Here is an 18,777-nt window from a genome sequence, read left to right on the forward strand (position 1 = left end):
AAAACAAAACGGGGCATGCCAGTGTCTGGCATGCCCCGTCGATCAGCGTGGTGCAGCGTCTCAGGCGACCTTGACGATCCAGCCGGCTGGCGCTTCGACGTCGCCGCTCTGGATGCCGGTCAGCTCGTTGTAGAGCTTCTGGGTGACCGGGCCGACCTTTTCCAGATCGTGGAACACGTGCAGCTTGCCGTTGTATTCGATACCACCGATCGGGGTGATCACCGCAGCGGTACCGCAAGCGCCGGCTTCGACGAAGCGGTCGAGCTTGTTGATCTCGACGTCGCCTTCGATCACGGTCAGGCCCAGGCGCGCTTGTGCCAGTTCCATCAGCGACAGGCGGGTGATGCCTGGCAGTACCGAGGCCGATTTCGGGGTGACGAATTCGTTGTTGGCGGTGATGCCGAAGAAGTTGGCCGAACCGACTTCCTCGATCTTGGTATGGGTCAGCGGATCGAGGTAGATGGCGTCGGCGAAGTTGGCCTTCTTGGCCTCGGCGCCTGGCTGCAGGCTGGCCGCGTAGTTGCCACCGACCTTGGCTGCGCCAGTGCCCTGAGGGGCGGCACGGTCGAAGCTGGAGATCTGGAAGTTGTGCGGTTTCATGCCGCCCTTGAAGTACGAGCCAACCGGGATGGCGAAGATCGAGAAGATGAACTCGGGGGCGGTGCGCACGCCAATGTTGTCGCCGGTGCCGATGACGAACGGGCGCAGGTACAGGGCGCCTTTGCCGTGCGGCGGGACGAACTTCTCGTTGGCCTTGACCACTTGCTTGCACGCTTCGATGAAGACATCGGTCGGCACCTGCGGCATCAGCAGGCGCGCGCAGCTGCGCTGCATGCGGGCGGCGTTCTGGTCTGGGCGGAACAGGTTGATCGAGCCGTCCTTGCAACGGTAGGCCTTGAGGCCTTCGAAGCACTGCTGGCCATAGTGCAGGGCGGTGGAGCCTTCACTGATGTGCAGCACGTTGTCTTCGGTCAGGGTGCCTTTGTCCCACTCACCATTGCGCCATACGGACAGGTAGCGCTTGTCGGTCTTGATGTAGTCGAAACCCAGCTTGTCCCAGTTAATGCTTTCGTTACTCATGACACCCTCGATTGTCTTGCAAGTGCCCGATCGCTCGGGCTGCTGTTATATGCGCACCTCGCCACGATAATACATCCATCGCGGATCGGGAACGGTCAGTCACGAATTGGGGGGCTGGCAGGTGTATGACGGTGGTTTTTCATGGCCTGTGAGATCGAGCGCCGCCCGCGCGGCGCTCGATCTCACAGGCGCTGAACCTCTATCGGCTGGCACCCGCAAGCCGTCGACTCCAATCGCCAGCATGGCTGCGATTACAGGCCTCTTCACTGTCGAATCGTACATGCCAGGCAACGTGGTCCAGCTTCACACCGGCCTCATCGAGCGCCTGTGTCGTCAGCGCCAGCATGCGTGCCATGGTTTCCCCAGCCAACGCTGCTGCTTTTTCGGCCTCACGCTCGAACACCCAGGTAATGCGCAAGCTAGCCGGAAAGTCATCCGGGGCCAGCCGATGGGTCAGCCAGCTGAACCCTACGATCTCTGCCTTGGCGGCTTCGCAAGCGTCAGTCAGGCAGGCGACCAGCTCACGCTCAAGGCGCGCCAGGTCGCGTTTTCTCAGGGCTTTCATTGAGCGCTCTCATCATCAATCTGCTGGCAGAAGCGCAACAGGTTGCCGAACGGGTCGCGAATCTGCATCTGCAACCCCCAGTCCACCCGCTCGGCCTGGGGGCGGGCGTAGCCGTACTTCTTGTCCAGCAGTTCCCGCTCCAGTGCGCGCAGGTCTTCAGTGCGGGCGAACACGGTCGAGCCTGGGCAGGCATCGCCGTGGTGCTCGCTCAGGTGCAGGATCAGGCCGTCCCGGTGGATCTGCGCGTAGAGCGGCAGGTCCGGGCTGAAGCGGTGCTCCCAGTCGAGCTGAAAGCCCATGAAGTCGAGATAAAACTCCTTGGCCTTGTCGACCGAGAAAATCCGCAGGACCGGAATGGCAGGGGCGAGGGGCATGGCGGTTCCTTGGCCGTAGGTAAAACAGAGACTGTAGCGCAGCACCGAAACAGGGCCAAGTGCCGCCCCGGCAATGTGCGATGTAACCCCATATGCCCCATGCCAGAGCCGTCGCCGTGAAGGTTTCATCTTCATTCACCTGCGTAGTTGGCCCGCAACCTGCTATATCCAGCCAGCGAAATTTGATCGAGTGGTCAGTCTGCGGTTGCCCGAAAAGGCCACGCATGACCCTCAAAACGGCCGTCAGGCCACGGATATCAAGGGGCCGCAGGATGTCGCTCGCGGAGCAGATCGAACCATCGGAGCAGGACGCCGGCTGGAGCGCGCACTTGCAGTTGCGCTTCGTCGAGCGCAATGGCGTGACCCGCATTGGTGCGCGCCGGCATTTCGGCCCGCTTTTGGTGCAGCGCCCGTTCTACCCAGAGGGTGGACCGTGCCACGTGTATGTGTTGCACCCGCCCGGCGGCATCGTTGCCGGTGACCGGCTGGAGCTGGATATCCACCTCGAGCCGGGCAGCCATGCGTTGCTGACCATGCCGGGTGCCAGCAAGTTCTACCGCAGCATCGGCCCCACCGCCCGGCTGGCCCAGCGCTTCCACCTGCAGGCCGGCAGCACGCTGGAATGGCTGCCGCAGGACAGCATCTTGTTCAACGGCGCCCGCGCCAGCCTCGACAGCCGCTTCACCCTGGAACCGGGGGCGAAGCTGTTGGCCTGGGAAACCCTGTGCCTGGGCCGGCCGGTGATGAACGAGCGTTTCGAGCAGGGTGCACTGGACAGCCGCCTGTGCATCGAGCTGCCCGGCGACCCCGGCCTGCACGAGCGGCTGCGCATTGCCGGCGGGCAACTGGCCAAGGTCGGCGGCCACCCGCTGGTCGCCACCTTCTGCGCAGCGCCTGCGACCCCGGCCGTGCTGGAGCAGGTGCGCGCGCTGCTCGATGAACTGGATACCCCCGCAGGCGCCACCTTGCTCGGTTCGCTGTTGGTGGTCCGCCTGCTCGATCACGACAACCAACACCTGCAACACACCCTGCAGCGCCTCTGGCATGCCCTGCGCCCGGCCGTTCTCGGCCTGGCTGCATGCCCGCCGCGCATCTGGGCCACTTGAGAGAGCGCCATGGAGCTGACCCCGAGAGAGAAAGACAAACTGCTGTTGTTCACCGCCGCGCTGCTGGCCGAACGGCGGCTGGCCCGTGGCCTGAAGCTCAACTACCCGGAGGCGGTGGCGCTGATCAGCGCTGCGGTGCTCGAAGGCGCCCGCGATGGCCGCACGGTGGCCGAGCTGATGAGCCTGGGCCGCGAAGTGATTGGCCGCGAGCAGGTCATGGAGGGCGTCGCCGAGATGCTGCATGACGTGCAGGTCGAGGCGACCTTCCCCGACGGCACCAAGCTGGTGACCGTGCACGACCCTATCGTCTGACCTGCAGCAGGAGCCCAGCATGATCCCAGGTGAAATTCAGGTCGCCGCTGGCGACATCGAACTCAACGTCGGCCGTGACACGGTCAGCGTCAGCGTGGCCAACCATGGTGACCGGCCGGTGCAGGTCGGTTCGCACTACCACTTCTACGAGGTCAACGATGCGCTGGTGTTCGAGCGTGAACCGACCCGTGGTTTTCGCCTCGATATACCGGCTGGCACCGCCGTACGCTTCGAGCCGGGCCAGGCGCGCACCGTGCAGCTGGTAGCCTACGCCGGCAAGCGTGAAGTGTACGGCTTCCAGGGCAAGGTCAATGGCGCACTGGAGGGTAAGGCATGAGCCGTATTTCCCGTCGGGCCTACGCCGACATGTTCGGCCCCACCGTCGGCGACCGCGTTCGCCTGGCCGATACCGCGTTGTGGGTTGAGGTCGAAAAGGACTTTACCGTCTATGGCGAAGAGGTCAAGTTCGGTGGCGGCAAGGTCATCCGCGACGGCATGGGCCAAGGCCAGATGCTCGCGGCCGAGGCCATGGACCTGGTGCTGACCAATGCGCTGATCATTGATCACTGGGGCATCGTCAAGGCCGATATCGGCGTCAAGCGCGGGCGCATCGCTGCCATCGGCAAGGCCGGCAATCCCGACGTGCAACCGGGCGTGACCGTGCCGGTCGGCCCAGGTACCGAGGTGATCGCCGCCGAGGGCAAGATCGTCACCGCCGGCGGCATCGATTCGCACATTCACTTCATCTGCCCGCAGCAGGTCGATGAGGCGCTGACCAGTGGCGTCACCACCTTCATTGGCGGCGGCACCGGCCCGGCCACCGGCACCAATGCCACCACCTGCACGCCCGGGCCCTGGTACCTGGCGCGGATGCTCCAGGCCGCCGATTGCCTGCCGATCAACATCGGCCTGCTGGGCAAGGGCAACGCCTCGCGCCCCGAAGCGCTGCGCGAGCAGATCGCCGCCGGTGCCGTGGGCCTGAAGCTGCACGAGGACTGGGGCTCGACCCCGGCCGCCATCGATTGCTGCCTGGGTGTGGCCGAAGAGATGGATATCCAGGTGGCGATCCACACCGACACCTTGAACGAGTCGGGCTGCATCGAAGACACCCTGGCTGCCATCGGTGACCGCACCATCCATACCTTCCATACCGAAGGTGCCGGTGGCGGCCACGCCCCGGACATCATCCGTGCAGCAGGGCAGGCCAACGTGCTGCCGTCCTCGACCAACCCGACCCTGCCGTACACGGTCAACACCGTCGACGAGCACCTCGACATGCTGATGGTCTGTCACCACCTGGACCCGAGCATTGCCGAGGACGTGGCCTTTGCCGAGTCGCGCATCCGCCGCGAGACCATTGCCGCCGAAGACATCCTCCACGACATGGGCGCCTTCGCCATGACCTCGTCCGACTCCCAGGCCATGGGCCGGGTCGGCGAAGTGGTGCTGCGCACCTGGCAAGTGGCGCACCAGATGAAGCTGCGTCGCGGCCCGCTGGCGCCGGACAGCGCATACAGTGACAACTTCCGGGTCAAGCGCTACATCGCCAAGTACACCCTCAACCCGGCATTGACCCACGGTATCGCCCATGAAGTCGGTTCGGTGGAAGTGGGCAAGTTGGCTGACCTGGTGCTCTGGTCGCCGGCGTTCTTCGCGGTCAAACCGGCCTTGGTGATCAAGGGCGGGATGATCGCCACCGCGCCGATGGGCGACATCAACGGTTCGATTCCAACGCCGCAGCCAGTGCACTACCGGCCGATGTTCGGTGGCCTGGGTGCGGCCCGTCACGCCACGCGCATGACCTTCCTGCCCCAGGCCGCCATGGACCGTGGCCTGCACCAGGAGTTGGGGCTGCAGAGCCTGATCGGCGTGGCCCACGGCTGCCGCCGGGTGCGCAAGGCCGACATGGTCCACAACACCTTGCAGCCAGTGATCGAAGTCGACTCGCAGACCTACCAGGTACGCGCCGACGGCGAGTTGCTGGTGTGCGAGCCGGCCAGCGAACTGCCGCTGGCCCAGCGTTATTTCCTGTTCTGAAGGAGTGAAGATGATTGTCCTGACCCGTCGGATCGAGGCATCCGAGAGCGTCACCGGTACTGTGACCCTGGACGTCGACAGCCGCATCAAGAGCCGCCTGCGCGTGGTCCTCGATGACGGCCGCGAAGCCGGCCTGATGCTCGAACGTGGCCACCTGCTGCGCGGTGGCGAGCTGCTTGCCGATGCCGCAGGCAACCAGGTGATCCGCATCCTCGCTGCACCTGAAGCGGTTTCGACGGTGCGCTGCGACGACCCGCATCTGCTGGCCCGTGCCGCCTATCACCTGGGTAACCGTCATGTGCCCTTGCAGATCGAGCCAGGCCTGCTGCGTTACCAGCACGATCATGTGCTCGACGAGATGCTGCGTGGCCTGGGCCTGACGGTGCTGGCCGAGCAGGCACCGTTCGAGCCTGAAGCCGGCGCCTACCAGAGCGCACCGCACAGCCACAGTCACAGCCATGGCAACGACCATCCGTTCGTGCGCCTGCCAGCCCATTCCTGAATCCCTCATCCAAGGAGCCCACCATGAAAAAGACTTTCGCCCTTGCCCTGCTGATGGTCGCACTGCCAGCTTTCGCCCACCCTGGTCACGACGGCAACCCGCTGCAGGATGGCTTGCTGCACCCGCTGACCGGTCTTGACCACCTGCTGATGCTGCTGGGTACCGGTGTGCTGGCTGCGCTGACCCGGCGCAACCTCGCCCTGCCACTGGCCACCCTGGCCTCGATGTTCGCAGGTGCCGTATGCGGCCACCTGTTCGGCGATGTGCTGGGCATGGAAAGCATGATTGCCGTGTCGGTGCTGGTGGCTGCCGTTGCCGTGCTGCTGCCGCGCCGTCAGTTGCTGCTGGCCCTGGCCATGCCGGTGTTTGCCTTGTTCCACGGCTGGGCGCACGGCGTGGAAGCCACGCCAAGCGCTTTCTGGATGTTCAGCGCTGGCTTCGTCACGGTCAGCGGCCTGCTGCTGGCCGTCGGCTTCGGCGTCGGATGCCTGCTGCGCCGTCATAGCGGCCTGCAGAAGGCCTTCGGTGGCGGCATGCTGGCTGGCGCCGCGCTGGTGCTGGCCGGTTGATGAACAGCGACCTGGCACTGCTGCGTCTGCTGCAGCTGGCCAGCCCTGGCCTGCCGGTGGGTGGCTTCACCTACTCGCAAGGGTTGGAGTGGGCCGTGGAGGCTGGCTGGGTGCGTGACACTGCCAGCTTCAGCGCCTGGCAACGGGAGCAGCTGCACGACACCCTGGCTTGTCTGGATTGGCCGGTGCTGGCGCGCCTGTATCGCGCCTGCGAGGCAGGCGATGCAGAGGCCTTTGCGCACTGGAGCAGGTTCCTGCTGGCCAACCGCGAAACCGCCGAACTGCGCCTGGAAGAACAGCAGCGTGGCTCGGCCCTGGCACGCCTGCTCGATGGCTGGCAGCTGGGCCAGGGCCCGGCCTGGCGCGCCAGCCTTGAACTCAGCCAGCTTGGCGGCATGGCCTGGCTGGCCGCCCACTGGCAGATCCCGCTGCGTCAGTTGGCCCTCGGCCATGCCTTCGCCTGGCTCGAAGGCGCGGTGATGGCCGGGGTCAAGCTGGTGCCGTTCGGCCAGCAGGCGGCGCAGACCCTGCTGCGCGACCTGGGGGGCGAACTGCCCGGCGTACTGGACCAGGCCCTGGCCTTGGCCGATGACCAGCTCGGCGGCGGCCTGCCGCTGCTGGCAATCGCATCTTCGCGTCACGAAACCCAATACACCCGTTTGTTCCGTTCCTGAGGACTGCCTACATGCAAAGCTATCAGCAACCCCTGCGCGTCGGTGTCGGCGGCCCGGTCGGCTCTGGCAAGACCGCGCTGCTCGAATGCCTGTGCAAGGCCATGCGCGATCACTATCAGATCGCCGTGGTCACCAATGACATCTACACCAAGGAAGACCAGCGCATCCTTACCGAAGCCGGTGCCCTGGAGCCTGAACGTATCGTCGGCGTCGAGACCGGTGGCTGCCCGCACACCGCCATCCGCGAAGATGCCTCGATGAACCTGGCTGCCGTCGAAGCGTTGGCGCGCAAGTTCGGCAACCTTGAAGTCATCTTCGTCGAGAGCGGTGGTGACAACCTCAGTGCCACCTTCAGCCCTGAACTGGCCGACCTGACCATCTATGTGATCGACGTGGCCGAAGGCGAGAAGATCCCGCGCAAGGGGGGGCCTGGCATCACCAAGTCGGATTTCCTGGTGATCAACAAGACCGACCTGGCGCCTTACGTGGGGGCTTCGCTGGAGGTGATGGAGCGTGACACCCAGCGTATGCGCCCGCAGCGCCCGTGGACGTTCAGTAACCTCAAGAAAGGCGAAGGCCTGCAAGCCGTGATCGACTTCATCGTGGAGCGGGGGATGCTGGGTGTGAGGGGCTGAAGTCCAGCACCTCGACGCGGTTGCGGCCATTCTGCTTGGCCTTGTACAGCATCTCGTCGGCCTGCTTGAGCAGGGTCTCGGCCAGTTCGGTGTCGGGCTGGCGGCAGGCCACACCGACCGACAGGGTGAGCTTGCCGCAGTGGGGCGTGTCGGCCTGCTCGACCGCCTCACGGATGCGCTCGGCGATACGCCGGGCATCGGCCAGGGTGGTATCGGGCAACAGCATGGTGAACTCCTCGCCGCCTACCCGGCAAGGCAGGTCATGCAGGCGGGAATTCTGCCGCAGCACTTCCCCCAGGTGCTTGAGCACGTCATCGCCGGCGTCATGCCCATAGGTGTCATTGACCCGTTTGAAGAAATCGATGTCCAGGGCCAGCACGGCATAGGCCCGTTCGCTTTCCATCAAGGCATCCAGTGCCAGTTGCAGCGCCCGGCGGTTGGCCAGGCCGGTAAGGGCATCGCTCTGGGCTTCCTGGCGCAGTTTGCCGAACTTTTCCTGCAACAGGCGTTCGGCGGTGATCAGCGCGCGGCGGATGGCGGCGGCTTCGGCATACCAGGCGTCGATGCCGTGCAGTTCATTGGCGGTTTCGCTGGCTGAAAGGTGCGTGGCGCCGTGTGCCAACTGGCGCAGCGGCTTGATCAGCCAGTAGGTCAGCCACAACAACAGGAGAAAGCCGATCAGGCTGGCCGGAATAATGTACAACAGTACTTTGCGCATCAATTCATGCAGCGGGGCCAGCGCCAGTTCGCGTGGCTGCTGGGCGACGACTGCCCAGTGCGTGTCAGGCACCGGGGCGAAGCCGGCGAGCATGGGAATGCCGATGTAGTTGGGTGCATCGAGGTTGCCGGTCTCGCCGCGCAGGGCTGCCTCGATGGTCGGGCTGCCGGTGGCCAGGGCGCCGATGCGTTCATGGTCAGGGTGGTACAGCAGGCGTTCGTTGGCGTCGGCGACGAAGGCAAACGTGCCGTCATGTTGGTAGTGCTGGCCGATCACCGTGTGCAGTTCGCTTTCTTTCTTGAGAAACACCGAGCCACCGACAAGGCCCAGATAGCGGCCATCCGCGGCGAAGATCGGCTCCGAGACGAACACCACCAGCTCGCCACCCCGCGAGGTATACGCAGGGCTGACCCGCGGCTTGCGGGCATCGATGGCCTGCTGGATTTCCGAGGCGCGCTGGCGGTGGCTGGCGATCTGGCGAATATCCGGGTAGGCCACCCGCACTTGCCCCTGCGCATCGACGATGACGATGGAATTGAAGTCATCATCCTGGGCTTGCAGGCGCTTGGCTTCGGCGTCCAGCAATGCCGGGTCTTCCAGGTTGCTGGCCAGTTGCTGGGCGCTGTAGGTCAGGTGGCTGCGGGCCGAGCGCAGGAACTCGGTGATGCTCGAGGCCACCTTGCTGGCGTAGGCCTGGTTGGCCCGCAGGGAGAATTGCACCAAGGTGTTGTGCTGCACCCGGTAGGCGACATACAGGGCATTGCCCAGCGTCGCCAGGCAGGCCAGCACGACGATGCCGAGTACCAGGGTTCGCAGGTCGATCATGGGCAAGCGCTTGGGCATGGTGGGCCTGTCCGGAAGGGTGACGGGCTCAAGTATGGCCGGTTTCTGCCCGGTTGCTGCCCCAAGTGCCGCCACCTTGCGGCAGGCGGCACTTGGGCGACGGGTCACTCATGGCAGCAATGGGGCTTGCCGGGCTGGCCCTCGTAGCGATCGTGGTGCCGTACCCAGTCCATGGTCCCGGCCTCGTTGCGCCCCAGCGGCGCGATGTCGAGGAAGTTGTAGGTGTTGACCAGGATGTCCAGGCCACGGGCGTAGGTGGAGTAGGTATGGTAGAGCGTGCCATCCGGGTCCTTGTAGAACGCGCTCAGGCCCGGCAGCTCGGCCTCATTGCCGGTGTACGGCGCGTAGTTGTACTGGCGTTGGCCCTCGGTGCCGACGCTGACGCCGAAGTCTTCGTTGAAACTGCTGCCGTGGGATGAATACCAGGGGAAGCGCCAGCCCATGCGCCGGCGGAAAGCCTGGAATTCGGGGTAGGGCGCACGGGATATGGCGACCAGCGAGACGTCGTGATGGGCCAGGTGCAGGTTGGCGCCATCGAAATGATCGGCAAGGAACGAGCAGCCAGGGCAGCCTTCGCTCCAGCCCTCGGCAAACATGAAGTGGTAGACCAGCAGCTGGCTGCGCCCGGCAAACAGGTCGGCCAGGCTCAGTTCGCCGTCCGGGCCGTGGAAGCGATAGGGCTGTTCGACCTTGACCCAGGGCAGGGCACGGCGGGCAGCGGCCAGTTCGTCGCGTTGGTGGGTGAAGGCTTTTTCGTGCAGCCACAGTTGGCGGCGGGCGGCCAGCCATTGCTCGCGTGAGGTGACCGGGTGTTTCTGATCGGGGGGGCTCATGGTGCTGACTCCGCTTGGGGGATTCAGCTTTTGGTCGATTTGAGGGGGCGGGGAATCGACAGGCAGGGCGGATGGGCGATGAGTGGTTAGGTGTGCTTGGCTTTAGATGTGTGGCGCCTGTGAGGTCGAGCGCCGCCCGCGCGGCGCTCGACCTCACAGGCGCTGAATGCCTCGCGGCGGGCGCCTGGTGGCCTTCAGCCGTGGATGGTCTCGATCAACTCCCACAGCGCTGGATCATTGAAATCCTTCACCACCAGCCTGGCCCCTGCAGCCAGCAATCGCTCCGGCGTCTGCGTCGTGGCAACCCCCACGGTAAAGATCCCGGCCCTACTCGCAGCCGTCACCCCCGGCAACGAATCCTCGAACGCCAGCGCCTCGCCAGCCACCGCTTCCAGGCGCTGCAGCCCGGTCAGATAAGGCAGCGGATCCGGCTTCGGCCGCTCCAGCTCCTCGGCCACCAACACATGTTCGAAACGATCGTCAAGCCCCATGGCCGCGAGCATATGCTCGGCATTCAGCCGCGGTGCATTGGTCACCACGCACATGCCGATGTTCCAGGCCCGCGCATGGTCCATCAGCCGCAGCAGGCCGGGCATGGGTTGCAACGCCGGTGACAGGTCGCGGAAAAGCGCTTCCTTGCGGTCGGCCAGCGCCTGGCGCTCGGACGCACCAGCAAGTGGAAACAGTTCGGCAAACAGTTCGCCATTGGCTCGGCCGCTGACCTGGGCATCGAATTGTTCCTGGGTCAGCTCGCGGCCGTCATGGTCGTGCAGCAGTTGACGGAAGGCTTGCAAGTGCAGGGTATCGGTGTCGGTCAAGGTGCCATCGAGATCGAACAGCAGGGCAGTCAGCATCAGGTATCCAGGGATTGAAGAACAAACGCCAGGGGATGATAACCAAACCTGACGACAAAGGGGGCTGTTCAGCGCACATCGAAAAGAGTACAAATGTGCTCCATGGACAATCTCACCCCAAAACGCCGTGCAATCCTCGATTTCATTCGCGAGCGCATTGCCGACCACGGCCAGCCACCGAGCCTGGCGGATATCGCCAGCCGCTTCGGTTTTGCCTCGCGTAGCGTCGCGCGCAAACACATCACCGCGTTGTGCCAGGCCGGCTACATCGAAGTCACCCCCAACCAGGCGCGGGGCATTCGCCTGGCCGAGCCCTTGCGCCGGCCGGAAATCCTCGAAATCCCCGTGCTCGGGCAAGTGGCTGCCGGCGCGCCGATCGGCCCGGACCTGGGCATTCACGAACAACTGCTGCTCGACCCCAGCCTGTTTCGCCGTACGCCAGATTACCTGCTCAGGGTGCGCGGCGATTCGATGATCGAGGACGGCATCTTCGACGGTGACCTGGTCGGCATCCTCCAGCAGGGCGAGGCACGTGATGGCCAGATCGTGGTTGCGCGGCTGGACGGCGAGGTGACCATCAAGCGCCTGCAGCGCCAGCCCGGCGGTTACCGGCTGTTGCCGCGCAACCCGGCTTATGCGCCAATCGATGTGGGGCCTGAGCGCGAGTTCTTCATCGAAGGCGTGTTCTGTGGCCTGTTGAGGCGCGACTGATGGGCGCGGTGGTCGATCTCGATCGGCTGCTCGACCAGCGCCAGGTCTGGCGTGGGCGGCAGGGCCAGGTGCGCCCGGCCGGTTTGCAGCCCACCGGCCATGCGCTGCTCGATCAGTGCCTGCCCGATGGCGGCTGGCCAGCCGCAGCCCTCAGCGAGCTGCTTCTGGCCAGCCCGGGCTGCGGCGAGTTGCAGCTGCTCTGGCCAGCCCTGTCACGCCTGACGGCTGAGGGCGGGCGGGTGGTGTTGGTGGCGCCGCCGTTCATTCCCTATGCACCGGCCTGGCAGGCAGCAGGTGTAGACCTGCGCTGGCTGGTGCAGGTCGATGCCGGTCAGGCCGATGCCTTGTGGGCGGCCGAACAGTGCTTGCGCTCCGGCAGCTGCGCGGCAGTGCTGTGCTGGCCGGAGCGCGCCGATGACCGCGCCTTGCGCCGCCTGCAGGTGGCCGCCGAGACAGGGCAGGCACTTGCCTTTGCCTGTCGGCCGCAACAAGCGGCGCACAACCCGTCGCCCGCTGCGCTGCGTATTGCCGTGGATACGCGCCCGGCACAATGGCGTGTACTCAAGTGCCGTGGCGGCATGCCCCCGGCCGTGCCCATCGCCTGCCCAGGGCGGGGCTGATGCAGCATGCTCTGGGCCTGCATCCTCCTGCCCCAGCTGGCGCTGGACTCGATCCTGCGCGAACGGGACGACGCCGATACGCCACTGGTGCTGATCGGCGGCCCTGTTCAGCGTCGCCTGCTGCAAGCCGTCACCCCGGCGGCGGCGGCGCTTGGCCTGCGGGCGGGGCAGACGCTGACGGCAGCGCGGGCCCTGGCCGATGGCTTCCACTGTGTCGAGGCCGACCCGGCCCGCATCGAGCGGTTGCAGCAATTGCTCGCGGCCTGGGCCTACCGGTTCAGTGCCCAGGTCAGTCTGCATTACCCGCGCGCCTTGCTGCTTGAAGTCGGCTCCAGCTTGCAGCTGTTCGGCCCATGGCCACTGTTCGAGGCCCGCTTGCGCGAAGAGCTGACTGCCCTGGGCTTGCGCCAGCGCATCGTGCTCGCGACCAACCCGGTCGCGGCTCGCATGCTTGCCAACGGCCATGATGGCTTGGCTTTGACCTGCGCCGAGCAAACCCGGTCGGCACTGGCGCGCATGCCTGTCGACCGGGTGGGGTTGCCAGCGGACGCTGCCCAGGCCTTTGCGCGCATGGGCCTGCGCCAGTTGGGCCAAGTGCTGGCCTTGCCGCGCGATGCGCTGGCCAGGCGGTTTTCCGCCGATGTGCAGTTGCACCTGGACCGATTGCTCGGGCTGCGCTCCATGGGGTTGGACTTCTATCAGCCGCCGGACCGCTTCGAATCGCGCCTGGAACTGAACTTCGACGTTGAATCACATCAGGCCTTGCTGTTCCCGTTGCGGCGCATGCTCAATGACCTGGCGGCCTTCCTGGCCGGGCGCGACTGCGGCGTGCAGCGCTTCAGCCTGCACCTAGAGCACGTCGAGGGGCCGGACACCCTGCTGCACGTTGGGCTGCTGTCTGCCGAGCGGGATGCCGGCCTGCTGTTCGAACTGGCCCGCGGGCGCCTTGAGCCGCTGCGCATCCCGGCACCGGTGCGCAACCTGCGGCTGGTCGCCGATGACCTGCCTGCCTTCGTGCCCCAGCATCAGGCACTGTTCGACCCCCGCGCCAAGCAGGCCCAGCCCTGGGAGCAACTGCGCGAACGCCTGCGCGCTCGCCTCGGTGATGAAGCCGTCAATGGGTTGCGTGCCGAGGCTGACCACCGCCCCGAGTGCGCCTGGCAGCAGGCGGAGCAGGGCGCCCAGGGTAACCTGCCGGTGATGCCGGGTAGCCGCCCAGGCTGGTTGTTGCCCACACCGCAGGCCTTGGATACGGCTGACCGCAAGCTGCTGGGCCCGGCCGAACGGATCGAGTCAGGTTGGTGGGACGGCGGCGACGTACGCCGTGACTACTACCGCATCGAAACCCGCGATGGCCTGCGTGGCTGGGCCTATCGCGACCTGGCTCAACCCGGCCCGCTGTGGCTGCAGGGCTGGTTCGCATGAGTACTCCGGGCTACGCCGAGTTGCATTGCCTGTCCAACTTCAGTTTTCAGCGCGGTGCGTCCAGCGCCGAAGAGCTGTTCCGCCGCGCCCGCGAGCAGGGTTACCAGGCGCTGGCGATCACCGACGAGTGCACCCTGGCCGGTATCGTGCGCGCCTGGCAAGCTGCCAAAGACCAGCAGATGCGCCTGATCGTCGGCAGCGAAGTGCGCCTGCAGGATGGCCCCAAACTGGTGTTGCTGGCGCAGAACCTCACGGGTTACCAGAACCTCTGTGCCTTGATCACCCGTGCCCGACGGCGGGCTGAAAAGGGTGGCTACCAATTGTTCGCTGACGATCTTGCGCTACACCACGAAGGGTTGCTGGCGCTGTGGATCGCCGATGATGCCGACGATCAGGCGGCAGGCCGATGGCTGTGCGAGATGTTCGCCGAGCGCCTGTGGCTGGGCGTGCACCTGCACCGGGGCAGCGATGATGCCCGGCGCCTGTCCCGCTTGCGTGAACGGGCGGTGCAGCTGGGAGTCCGCGCTGTGGCCTGTGGTGACGTGCATATGCACGTGCGGGGCCGGCGCGCCCTGCAGGACTGCATGACCGCCATTCGCCATCACTGCAACGTGGCCGAGGCAGGGCGCCACCTGTTCGCCAATGGCGAGCGTCACCTGCGTTCGCTGGAGCAGCTGGGCGAGCTGTACCCGGCAGATCTGCTGGCCGAAAGCCTGACCATCGCCGAACGTTGCCAGTTCGACCTGGCCGAACTGCGCTACCAGTACCCACGCGAACTGGTGCCCGAGGGCCAGACACCCGCCAGCTGGCTGCGCGCATTGTGCGAGCGGGGCTTGCCGCAGCGCTGGCCGTCAGGGCCGAGCTGCCAGGTCCGTGCGGTGCTGGAAAAGGAACTGACGCTGATCGAGGAACTGGGCTACGAAAGCTATTTCCTGACCGTGCACGACATCGTCGCCTTTGCCCGCAGCCAGCATATTCTCTGCCAGGGCCGTGGCTCGGCAGCCAACTCGGTGGTGTGCTTCGTATTGGGCATCACCGAGCTTGACCCGATGGAACATCGGCTGTTGTTCGAGCGCTTCTTGTCGCGCGAGCGCAACGAGCCTCCAGATATCGACGTGGACTTCGAACATGACCGGCGCGAAGAGGTGATCCAGTACGTGTTCCGCCGTTACGGCCGGCATCGCGCTGCGCTGACCGCCGTGGTCAATACCTACCATGCTGCCGGTGCTGTTCGCGATGTGGCCAGGGTGCTGGGCCTGCCGGCCGACCAGGTGGATGCCCTGGCCAAGTGCTGCGGCCGCTGGAGCGACCGTATCCCGGACGAGCAACGGCTGGCCGAGGCCGGTTTCGAGCCCGGCAGCCCTTCACTGCGGCGCATTCTGGTGCTGGCCGGTGAACTGATCGGCTTTCCGCGCCACCTGTCCCAGCACCCGGGTGGCTTCGTCATTTCCGAACAGCCGCTGGCCCACCTGGTGCCGGTGGAAAACGCCGCCATGGCCGAGCGCACGGTGATCCAGTGGGACAAGGACGACCTTGACATGGTCGGCCTGCTCAAGGTCGATGTCCTGGCCCTGGGCATGCTCAGCGCCCTGCGCCGCTGTTTCGACCTGCTGCAGCGGCACCGCGGTCGGCAGCTGACCCTGGCGACCATCCCCGGCGAAGACCCGGCGACCTATGCGATGATCAGCCGCGCCGAAACCATGGGCGTGTTCCAGATCGAGTCGCGGGCACAGATGGCCATGCTGCCGCGGCTCAAGCCCGAGACCTTCTATGACCTGGTGATCGAGGTCGCCATCGTGCGCCCCGGGCCAATCCAGGGGGACATGGTTCACCCTTACCTGCGCCGGCGCCTCAAGCAGGAGCCTGTGACCTACCCCTCGGCAAAGCTCAAGGAAGTCTTCGAGCGCACCCTGGGCGTACCGTTGTTCCAGGAACAGGTGATGGAGCTGGCCATGGTCGCTGCCGACTACAGCCCCGGCGAGGCCGACCAGCTGCGCCGCAGCATGGCGGCCTGGAAGCGCCATGGCGGGCTCGAGCCCCATCGCCAGCGGCTGGTGGAGGGCATGCTGCGCAACGGCTACGACCTGGCGTTCGCCGAGCGCATCTTCGAACAGATCAAAGGCTTTGGCAGTTACGGCTTCCCTGAATCGCACGCGGCCAGCTTCGCCTTGCTGTGCTATGCCAGCAGCTGGCTCAAGTGCCATGAACCGGCGATCTTCACCTGTGCCCTGGTCAACAGTTGGCCGATGGGCTTCTACAGCCCGGATCAGCTGCTGCAGGAGGCGCGGCGACAAGGCATCGAAGTACGTCCGGTGGATGTGTTCCATAGCCAATGGGACTGCACGCTGGAGCCCGATCAGCACGGGGTCCTGGCCATTCGCCTAGGACTGCGACAGATCCGTGGTTTCAGCGAGGCGGATGCCCGCCGGCTGGAGCAGGCGAGGGCGCAACGCCCCTGGCGGGATGTCGAAGACGTGTGCCTGCGCGCAGGGCTCGACAGCCGTGCCCGCGCCCGGCTGGCCGATGCGGGGGCACTGCGAGCCCTGGCCCGCGACCGTCACCAGGCGCGCTGGCAGGTGGCGGCGGTGCAGGCGCAGTTGCCGCTGTTCGCCGAGGTGCAGGCAGTGCCGGAAGTACAGGTAGCATTGCCCGCTCCCACGGTCGGCGAAGACCTGGTTGCTGACTACACCACCTTGGGGACCACCTTGGGCCCGCATCCGCTCAGGCTGTTGCGCTCACGGCTGCGGGCGTTGGGGTGTCGCAGTTGCGGCGAGCTGGCGGGGCTCGAGCATGGCGATGCGATTGCCGTGGCCGGGCTGGTGGTGGGGCGGCAGCGGCCGCAGACCGCCAGCGGGGTGACATTCGTTACGCTGGAGGATGAGTTCGGCATGGTCAACGTGGTGGTCTGGCGTGACCTGGCCGAGCGGCAGCGGCGGGCGCTGGTGGGGGCGCAGTTGCTCAAGGTGAGTGGGCGGCTTGAGCAGGACAACGGGGTGCGGCATCTGATTGCCCGGCGCCTGGAAGACATCAGCCCTTTGCTGCAAGGGCTGGATGTCAAGAGCCGGGACTTCCACTGACGTGAATGGTGTCCGTCAGACCATCGCCAGATGCTGCTTGCGCGTCGGTGCCGGGAAAGCGCGGTCGATCGCCCGCAAGTCCTCGCTGGTCAAGGTCAACGCCCCCGCAGCTGCATTCAGCCGCACATGTTCCGACGACACCGCCTTGGGAATGGCAATCACATCATTCTCCCGTGTCACCCAGGCCAGGCTGACCTGCGCCGGCGTTGCGCCATGGCGCTCGGCGATTTCGCTCAGCACCGGGTGCTGCAACAGCCGCCCGGCCTGGGCCAGCGGGCAATAGGCCATGGTCGGCAAGCGGCGCTGGCGGCTCCACGGCAACAGGTCGAACTCGATACCCCGCTGCGCCGGGTTGTACAACACCTGATTGGTGGCGCAATCCGGGTTGTGCAGTTCGCGCAGGTCGTCGACATCGAAGTTGGACACCCCCCAGCGGCCGATCTTGCCTTGCTCGCGCAAGCGCTCGAAGGCTTCGACCGTTTCCTCCAGCGGATACTGGCCGCGCCAGTGCAACAGATACAGGTCGATCTTATCGCTGCCCAGGCGCTTGAGGCTGCGCTCGCAGGCTTCAGCCACACCGCGGCGGCTGGCGTTGTGCGGATAGACCTTGCTGACCAGAAACACCTGGTCACGGCGCCCGGCAATGGCTTGGCCGACCACGGCTTCGGCGCCGCCCTCGGCATACATCTCGGCGGTGTCGATCAGGGTCAGGCCCTGTTCGATGCCTTGTCGCAAGGCCGCCACTTCGGCGGCCCTGTGCGCCGGGTCTTCGCCCATGTACCAGGTACCCTGGCCAATGGCCGGCACGCTGCAACCTGCCAGTTTCACGTAACGCATGTCACCTCCGGAGTCTGGGTATGGGAAAGCAATACGTCGAGCAGCGCCTGGGCTGCAGTGGAAAGCTTGTGATCGGCCAGGGCGATCACGCTGATGCGCCGTTCGACCGTGGGTTCTACCAGTGTCACGCAACGTGCGCCGAGTTCCTGCATCTGGTTGATGCACAGCGCAGGCACAGCGCTCACGCCAAGGCCACTGGCAACCATGCGACCGATGGTCGAAAGCTGGTGGCTTTCAAAGGCCACCGCCAGCTTGCCGTGGCGCGCCGCGACGTTCTGCTCCAGCAGCAGACGCACTGCCGACGGGCGTTGCAAGGCAATGAAGTCTTCGGCCAGCAACTGCGCCCAGGTGACCTCGGCCTGCAAGGCCAGTGGCGAGTCTGCCGGCACCACGGCGACGAAGCGGTCCATGTATAGCGGGTGGAAATTCAGGCCTTCGCTGTTATCCGGCTCGAAACCGATGCCCAGTTCGACGCGGCGATGGCGCACCAGTTCCAGCACTTGTTCGTTGATCACGTCGTGCACCGTGACGTTGACCTTGGGATAACGCTGGCGGAACACCTTGAGCGATTGTGGCAGCAGGTTGCCGGCAAAGGCTGGCATCGCCGCCACCGAGACGCGGCCAAGCTGCAGGGTGAAGCGCTGGCGCAGCATCTCTTCGGTGTCGTCCCAGTCGGCCAGCAGGCGCCGGGCCAGCGGCAGCAACACCTCGCCCTCGGCAGTCAGGCTGACGCTGCGGGTGGTGCGGGTGAGCAGGGCGCCGCCGAGGTTGTCCTCCAGCGCCTTGATGGTCAGGCTCAGGGCCGGTTGCGACACATGCAAGTGTTCACCGGCCTGGGCGAAGCTCTGGTACTTGGCGACGGTGACGAAGGCACGCAGTTGCTTGACGTTCATGACAGCCTCGCGCGCTGTTTTGGAAAAGTTATCAATCGATGATGAAAACAAAATTAACAAATCAGTCGCCAGCGGTGAAGATGGCTTCACACGCTCACCGACAGCCTCGTCG

At 65.6% G+C, this 18,777-nt stretch carries 20 protein-coding genes; 12 read left to right on the top strand and 8 right to left on the bottom strand.

What is annotated here, in order from left to right; genetic code table 11:
• Positions 1 to 60: 60 nt before the first annotated feature.
• The 3 genes from L6D64_RS24600 to L6D64_RS24610 all read right to left on the bottom strand — a co-directional run bounded on the left by L6D64_RS24600 (position 61) and on the right by L6D64_RS24610 (position 2,019).
• Entirely contained in the window at positions 61 to 1,080 is a 1,020-nt protein-coding gene (locus tag L6D64_RS24600; protein WP_176510121.1) for a branched-chain amino acid aminotransferase, read from the bottom strand.
• Between the two features lie 199 nt (positions 1,081 to 1,279).
• Positions 1,280 to 1,645, bottom strand: coding sequence for a hypothetical protein (locus L6D64_RS24605; protein ID WP_176510120.1), 366 nt, complete (start codon positions 1,643 to 1,645; stop codon positions 1,280 to 1,282).
• Positions 1,642 to 2,019 carry a glyoxalase superfamily protein gene (locus L6D64_RS24610; protein WP_176510119.1) on the bottom strand — a complete coding sequence of 126 codons (378 nt, stop codon included), beginning with the start codon at positions 2,017 to 2,019 and terminating at the stop codon, positions 1,642 to 1,644. The genes L6D64_RS24605 and L6D64_RS24610 overlap by 4 nt, the downstream gene beginning before the upstream one ends.
• 272 nt (positions 2,020 to 2,291) lie before the next feature.
• Between L6D64_RS24610 and L6D64_RS24615 the strand changes: the two genes are divergently transcribed.
• The 8 genes from L6D64_RS24615 to ureG are packed head-to-tail and all read left to right on the top strand — an operon-like array spanning position 2,292 to position 7,854.
• Positions 2,292 to 3,125 (top strand): urease accessory protein UreD, encoded by an 834-nt coding sequence (locus tag L6D64_RS24615; protein WP_176510118.1) that lies wholly within the window; start codon positions 2,292 to 2,294, stop codon positions 3,123 to 3,125.
• Positions 3,126 to 3,134: 9 nt separating this feature from the next.
• Positions 3,135 to 3,437 (top strand): urease subunit gamma, encoded by a 303-nt coding sequence (locus L6D64_RS24620; protein WP_027916767.1) that lies wholly within the window; start codon positions 3,135 to 3,137, stop codon positions 3,435 to 3,437.
• 19 nt (positions 3,438 to 3,456) lie between these two features.
• Positions 3,457 to 3,774 (top strand): urease subunit beta, encoded by a 318-nt coding sequence (locus tag L6D64_RS24625; RefSeq protein WP_176510117.1) that lies wholly within the window; start codon positions 3,457 to 3,459, stop codon positions 3,772 to 3,774.
• The gene (ureC, locus tag L6D64_RS24630) at positions 3,771 to 5,474 is read left to right on the top strand and encodes an urease subunit alpha (protein ID WP_176510116.1); all 1,704 of its coding nucleotides are present in this window, start codon (positions 3,771 to 3,773) and stop codon (positions 5,472 to 5,474) included. Before L6D64_RS24625 ends, ureC begins: the two co-directional genes overlap by 4 nt.
• A 10-nt stretch (positions 5,475 to 5,484) precedes the next feature.
• Complete coding sequence (ureE, locus tag L6D64_RS24635) at positions 5,485 to 5,976, top strand: urease accessory protein UreE (protein ID WP_176510115.1); 492 nt, start codon at positions 5,485 to 5,487, stop codon at positions 5,974 to 5,976.
• Between the two features lie 23 nt (positions 5,977 to 5,999).
• Positions 6,000 to 6,545 carry a HupE/UreJ family protein gene (locus tag L6D64_RS24640; protein ID WP_099813961.1) on the top strand — a complete coding sequence of 182 codons (546 nt, stop codon included), beginning with the start codon at positions 6,000 to 6,002 and terminating at the stop codon, positions 6,543 to 6,545.
• The gene (locus tag L6D64_RS24645; RefSeq protein WP_176510114.1) at positions 6,545 to 7,219 is read left to right on the top strand and encodes an urease accessory protein UreF; all 675 of its coding nucleotides are present in this window, start codon (positions 6,545 to 6,547) and stop codon (positions 7,217 to 7,219) included. The genes L6D64_RS24640 and L6D64_RS24645 overlap by 1 nt, the downstream gene beginning before the upstream one ends.
• 11 nt (positions 7,220 to 7,230) lie before the next feature.
• Positions 7,231 to 7,854 carry an urease accessory protein UreG gene (gene ureG, locus L6D64_RS24650; protein WP_027916761.1) on the top strand — a complete coding sequence of 208 codons (624 nt, stop codon included), beginning with the start codon at positions 7,231 to 7,233 and terminating at the stop codon, positions 7,852 to 7,854.
• Here ureG and L6D64_RS24655 read toward each other — a convergent pair.
• From L6D64_RS24655 to L6D64_RS24665, 3 genes are all read right to left on the bottom strand, one after another.
• A complete protein-coding gene (locus tag L6D64_RS24655) occupies positions 7,817 to 9,415 on the bottom strand; it encodes a GGDEF domain-containing protein (protein ID WP_176510113.1) in 1,599 nt (532 codons plus the stop codon). The two genes, ureG and L6D64_RS24655, sit on opposite strands and share 38 nt — an antisense overlap.
• A gap of 104 nt (positions 9,416 to 9,519) precedes the next feature.
• On the bottom strand, positions 9,520 to 10,248 hold the full coding sequence (locus L6D64_RS24660) for a DUF899 domain-containing protein (protein WP_176510112.1): 729 nt from the start codon (positions 10,246 to 10,248) through the stop codon (positions 9,520 to 9,522).
• A gap of 194 nt (positions 10,249 to 10,442) precedes the next feature.
• A complete protein-coding gene (locus tag L6D64_RS24665; RefSeq protein ID WP_176510111.1) occupies positions 10,443 to 11,102 on the bottom strand; it encodes an HAD family hydrolase in 660 nt (219 codons plus the stop codon).
• Between the two features lie 102 nt (positions 11,103 to 11,204).
• Between L6D64_RS24665 and lexA the strand changes: the two genes are divergently transcribed.
• From lexA to L6D64_RS24685, 4 genes are read left to right on the top strand one after another with little or no spacing between them, the layout of a single operon-like run.
• Positions 11,205 to 11,813, top strand: a complete 609-nt coding sequence (gene lexA, locus L6D64_RS24670; protein ID WP_476748440.1) for a transcriptional repressor LexA — start codon at positions 11,205 to 11,207, stop codon at positions 11,811 to 11,813.
• Entirely contained in the window at positions 11,813 to 12,433 is a 621-nt protein-coding gene (gene imuA, locus L6D64_RS24675; protein ID WP_176510109.1) for a translesion DNA synthesis-associated protein ImuA, read from the top strand. The genes lexA and imuA overlap by 1 nt, the downstream gene beginning before the upstream one ends.
• 6 nt (positions 12,434 to 12,439) lie before the next feature.
• Positions 12,440 to 13,858 carry a Y-family DNA polymerase gene (locus L6D64_RS24680; RefSeq protein ID WP_176510108.1) on the top strand — a complete coding sequence of 473 codons (1,419 nt, stop codon included), beginning with the start codon at positions 12,440 to 12,442 and terminating at the stop codon, positions 13,856 to 13,858.
• Positions 13,855 to 16,935 carry an error-prone DNA polymerase gene (locus L6D64_RS24685; RefSeq protein ID WP_176510107.1) on the top strand — a complete coding sequence of 1,027 codons (3,081 nt, stop codon included), beginning with the start codon at positions 13,855 to 13,857 and terminating at the stop codon, positions 16,933 to 16,935. The genes L6D64_RS24680 and L6D64_RS24685 overlap by 4 nt, the downstream gene beginning before the upstream one ends.
• A gap of 15 nt (positions 16,936 to 16,950) precedes the next feature.
• Here L6D64_RS24685 and L6D64_RS24690 read toward each other — a convergent pair whose 3' ends face one another.
• Together L6D64_RS24690 and L6D64_RS24695 are read right to left on the bottom strand one after the other, a co-directional pair.
• Complete coding sequence (locus tag L6D64_RS24690; protein ID WP_176510106.1) at positions 16,951 to 17,772, bottom strand: aldo/keto reductase; 822 nt, start codon at positions 17,770 to 17,772, stop codon at positions 16,951 to 16,953.
• The gene (locus tag L6D64_RS24695) at positions 17,760 to 18,665 is read right to left on the bottom strand and encodes a LysR family transcriptional regulator (protein WP_176510105.1); all 906 of its coding nucleotides are present in this window, start codon (positions 18,663 to 18,665) and stop codon (positions 17,760 to 17,762) included. Before L6D64_RS24695 ends, L6D64_RS24690 begins: the two co-directional genes overlap by 13 nt.
• Positions 18,666 to 18,777 lie beyond the last annotated feature (112 nt).

Source organism: Pseudomonas urethralis (genome assembly GCF_021602465.1).
In the GTDB taxonomy this organism is placed as follows: Bacteria; Pseudomonadota; Gammaproteobacteria; order Pseudomonadales; family Pseudomonadaceae; genus Aquipseudomonas; species Aquipseudomonas vlassakiae.

Excerpts from the sequence above, each read along its gene's own strand:
- L6D64_RS24600 (WP_176510121.1), bottom strand. The coding sequence starts at position 1,080 with ATGAGTAACGAAAGCATTAACTGGGACAAGCTGGGTTTCGACTACATC.
- L6D64_RS24605 (WP_176510120.1), bottom strand. The coding sequence starts at position 1,645 with ATGAAAGCCCTGAGAAAACGCGACCTGGCGCGCCTTGAGCGTGAGCTG.
- L6D64_RS24610 (WP_176510119.1), bottom strand. The coding sequence starts at position 2,019 with ATGCCCCTCGCCCCTGCCATTCCGGTCCTGCGGATTTTCTCGGTCGAC.
- L6D64_RS24615 (WP_176510118.1), top strand. The coding sequence starts at position 2,292 with ATGTCGCTCGCGGAGCAGATCGAACCATCGGAGCAGGACGCCGGCTGG.
- L6D64_RS24620 (WP_027916767.1), top strand. The coding sequence starts at position 3,135 with ATGGAGCTGACCCCGAGAGAGAAAGACAAACTGCTGTTGTTCACCGCC.
- L6D64_RS24625 (WP_176510117.1), top strand. The coding sequence starts at position 3,457 with ATGATCCCAGGTGAAATTCAGGTCGCCGCTGGCGACATCGAACTCAAC.
- ureC (WP_176510116.1), top strand. The coding sequence starts at position 3,771 with ATGAGCCGTATTTCCCGTCGGGCCTACGCCGACATGTTCGGCCCCACC.
- ureE (WP_176510115.1), top strand. The coding sequence starts at position 5,485 with ATGATTGTCCTGACCCGTCGGATCGAGGCATCCGAGAGCGTCACCGGT.
- L6D64_RS24640 (WP_099813961.1), top strand. The coding sequence starts at position 6,000 with ATGAAAAAGACTTTCGCCCTTGCCCTGCTGATGGTCGCACTGCCAGCT.
- L6D64_RS24645 (WP_176510114.1), top strand. The coding sequence starts at position 6,545 with ATGAACAGCGACCTGGCACTGCTGCGTCTGCTGCAGCTGGCCAGCCCT.
- ureG (WP_027916761.1), top strand. The coding sequence starts at position 7,231 with ATGCAAAGCTATCAGCAACCCCTGCGCGTCGGTGTCGGCGGCCCGGTC.
- L6D64_RS24655 (WP_176510113.1), bottom strand. The coding sequence starts at position 9,415 with ATGCCCAAGCGCTTGCCCATGATCGACCTGCGAACCCTGGTACTCGGC.
- L6D64_RS24660 (WP_176510112.1), bottom strand. The coding sequence starts at position 10,248 with ATGAGCCCCCCCGATCAGAAACACCCGGTCACCTCACGCGAGCAATGG.
- L6D64_RS24665 (WP_176510111.1), bottom strand. The coding sequence starts at position 11,102 with ATGCTGACTGCCCTGCTGTTCGATCTCGATGGCACCTTGACCGACACC.
- lexA (WP_476748440.1), top strand. The coding sequence starts at position 11,205 with ATGGACAATCTCACCCCAAAACGCCGTGCAATCCTCGATTTCATTCGC.
- imuA (WP_176510109.1), top strand. The coding sequence starts at position 11,813 with ATGGGCGCGGTGGTCGATCTCGATCGGCTGCTCGACCAGCGCCAGGTC.
- L6D64_RS24680 (WP_176510108.1), top strand. The coding sequence starts at position 12,440 with ATGCTCTGGGCCTGCATCCTCCTGCCCCAGCTGGCGCTGGACTCGATC.
- L6D64_RS24685 (WP_176510107.1), top strand. The coding sequence starts at position 13,855 with ATGAGTACTCCGGGCTACGCCGAGTTGCATTGCCTGTCCAACTTCAGT.
- L6D64_RS24690 (WP_176510106.1), bottom strand. The coding sequence starts at position 17,772 with ATGCGTTACGTGAAACTGGCAGGTTGCAGCGTGCCGGCCATTGGCCAG.
- L6D64_RS24695 (WP_176510105.1), bottom strand. The coding sequence starts at position 18,665 with ATGAACGTCAAGCAACTGCGTGCCTTCGTCACCGTCGCCAAGTACCAG.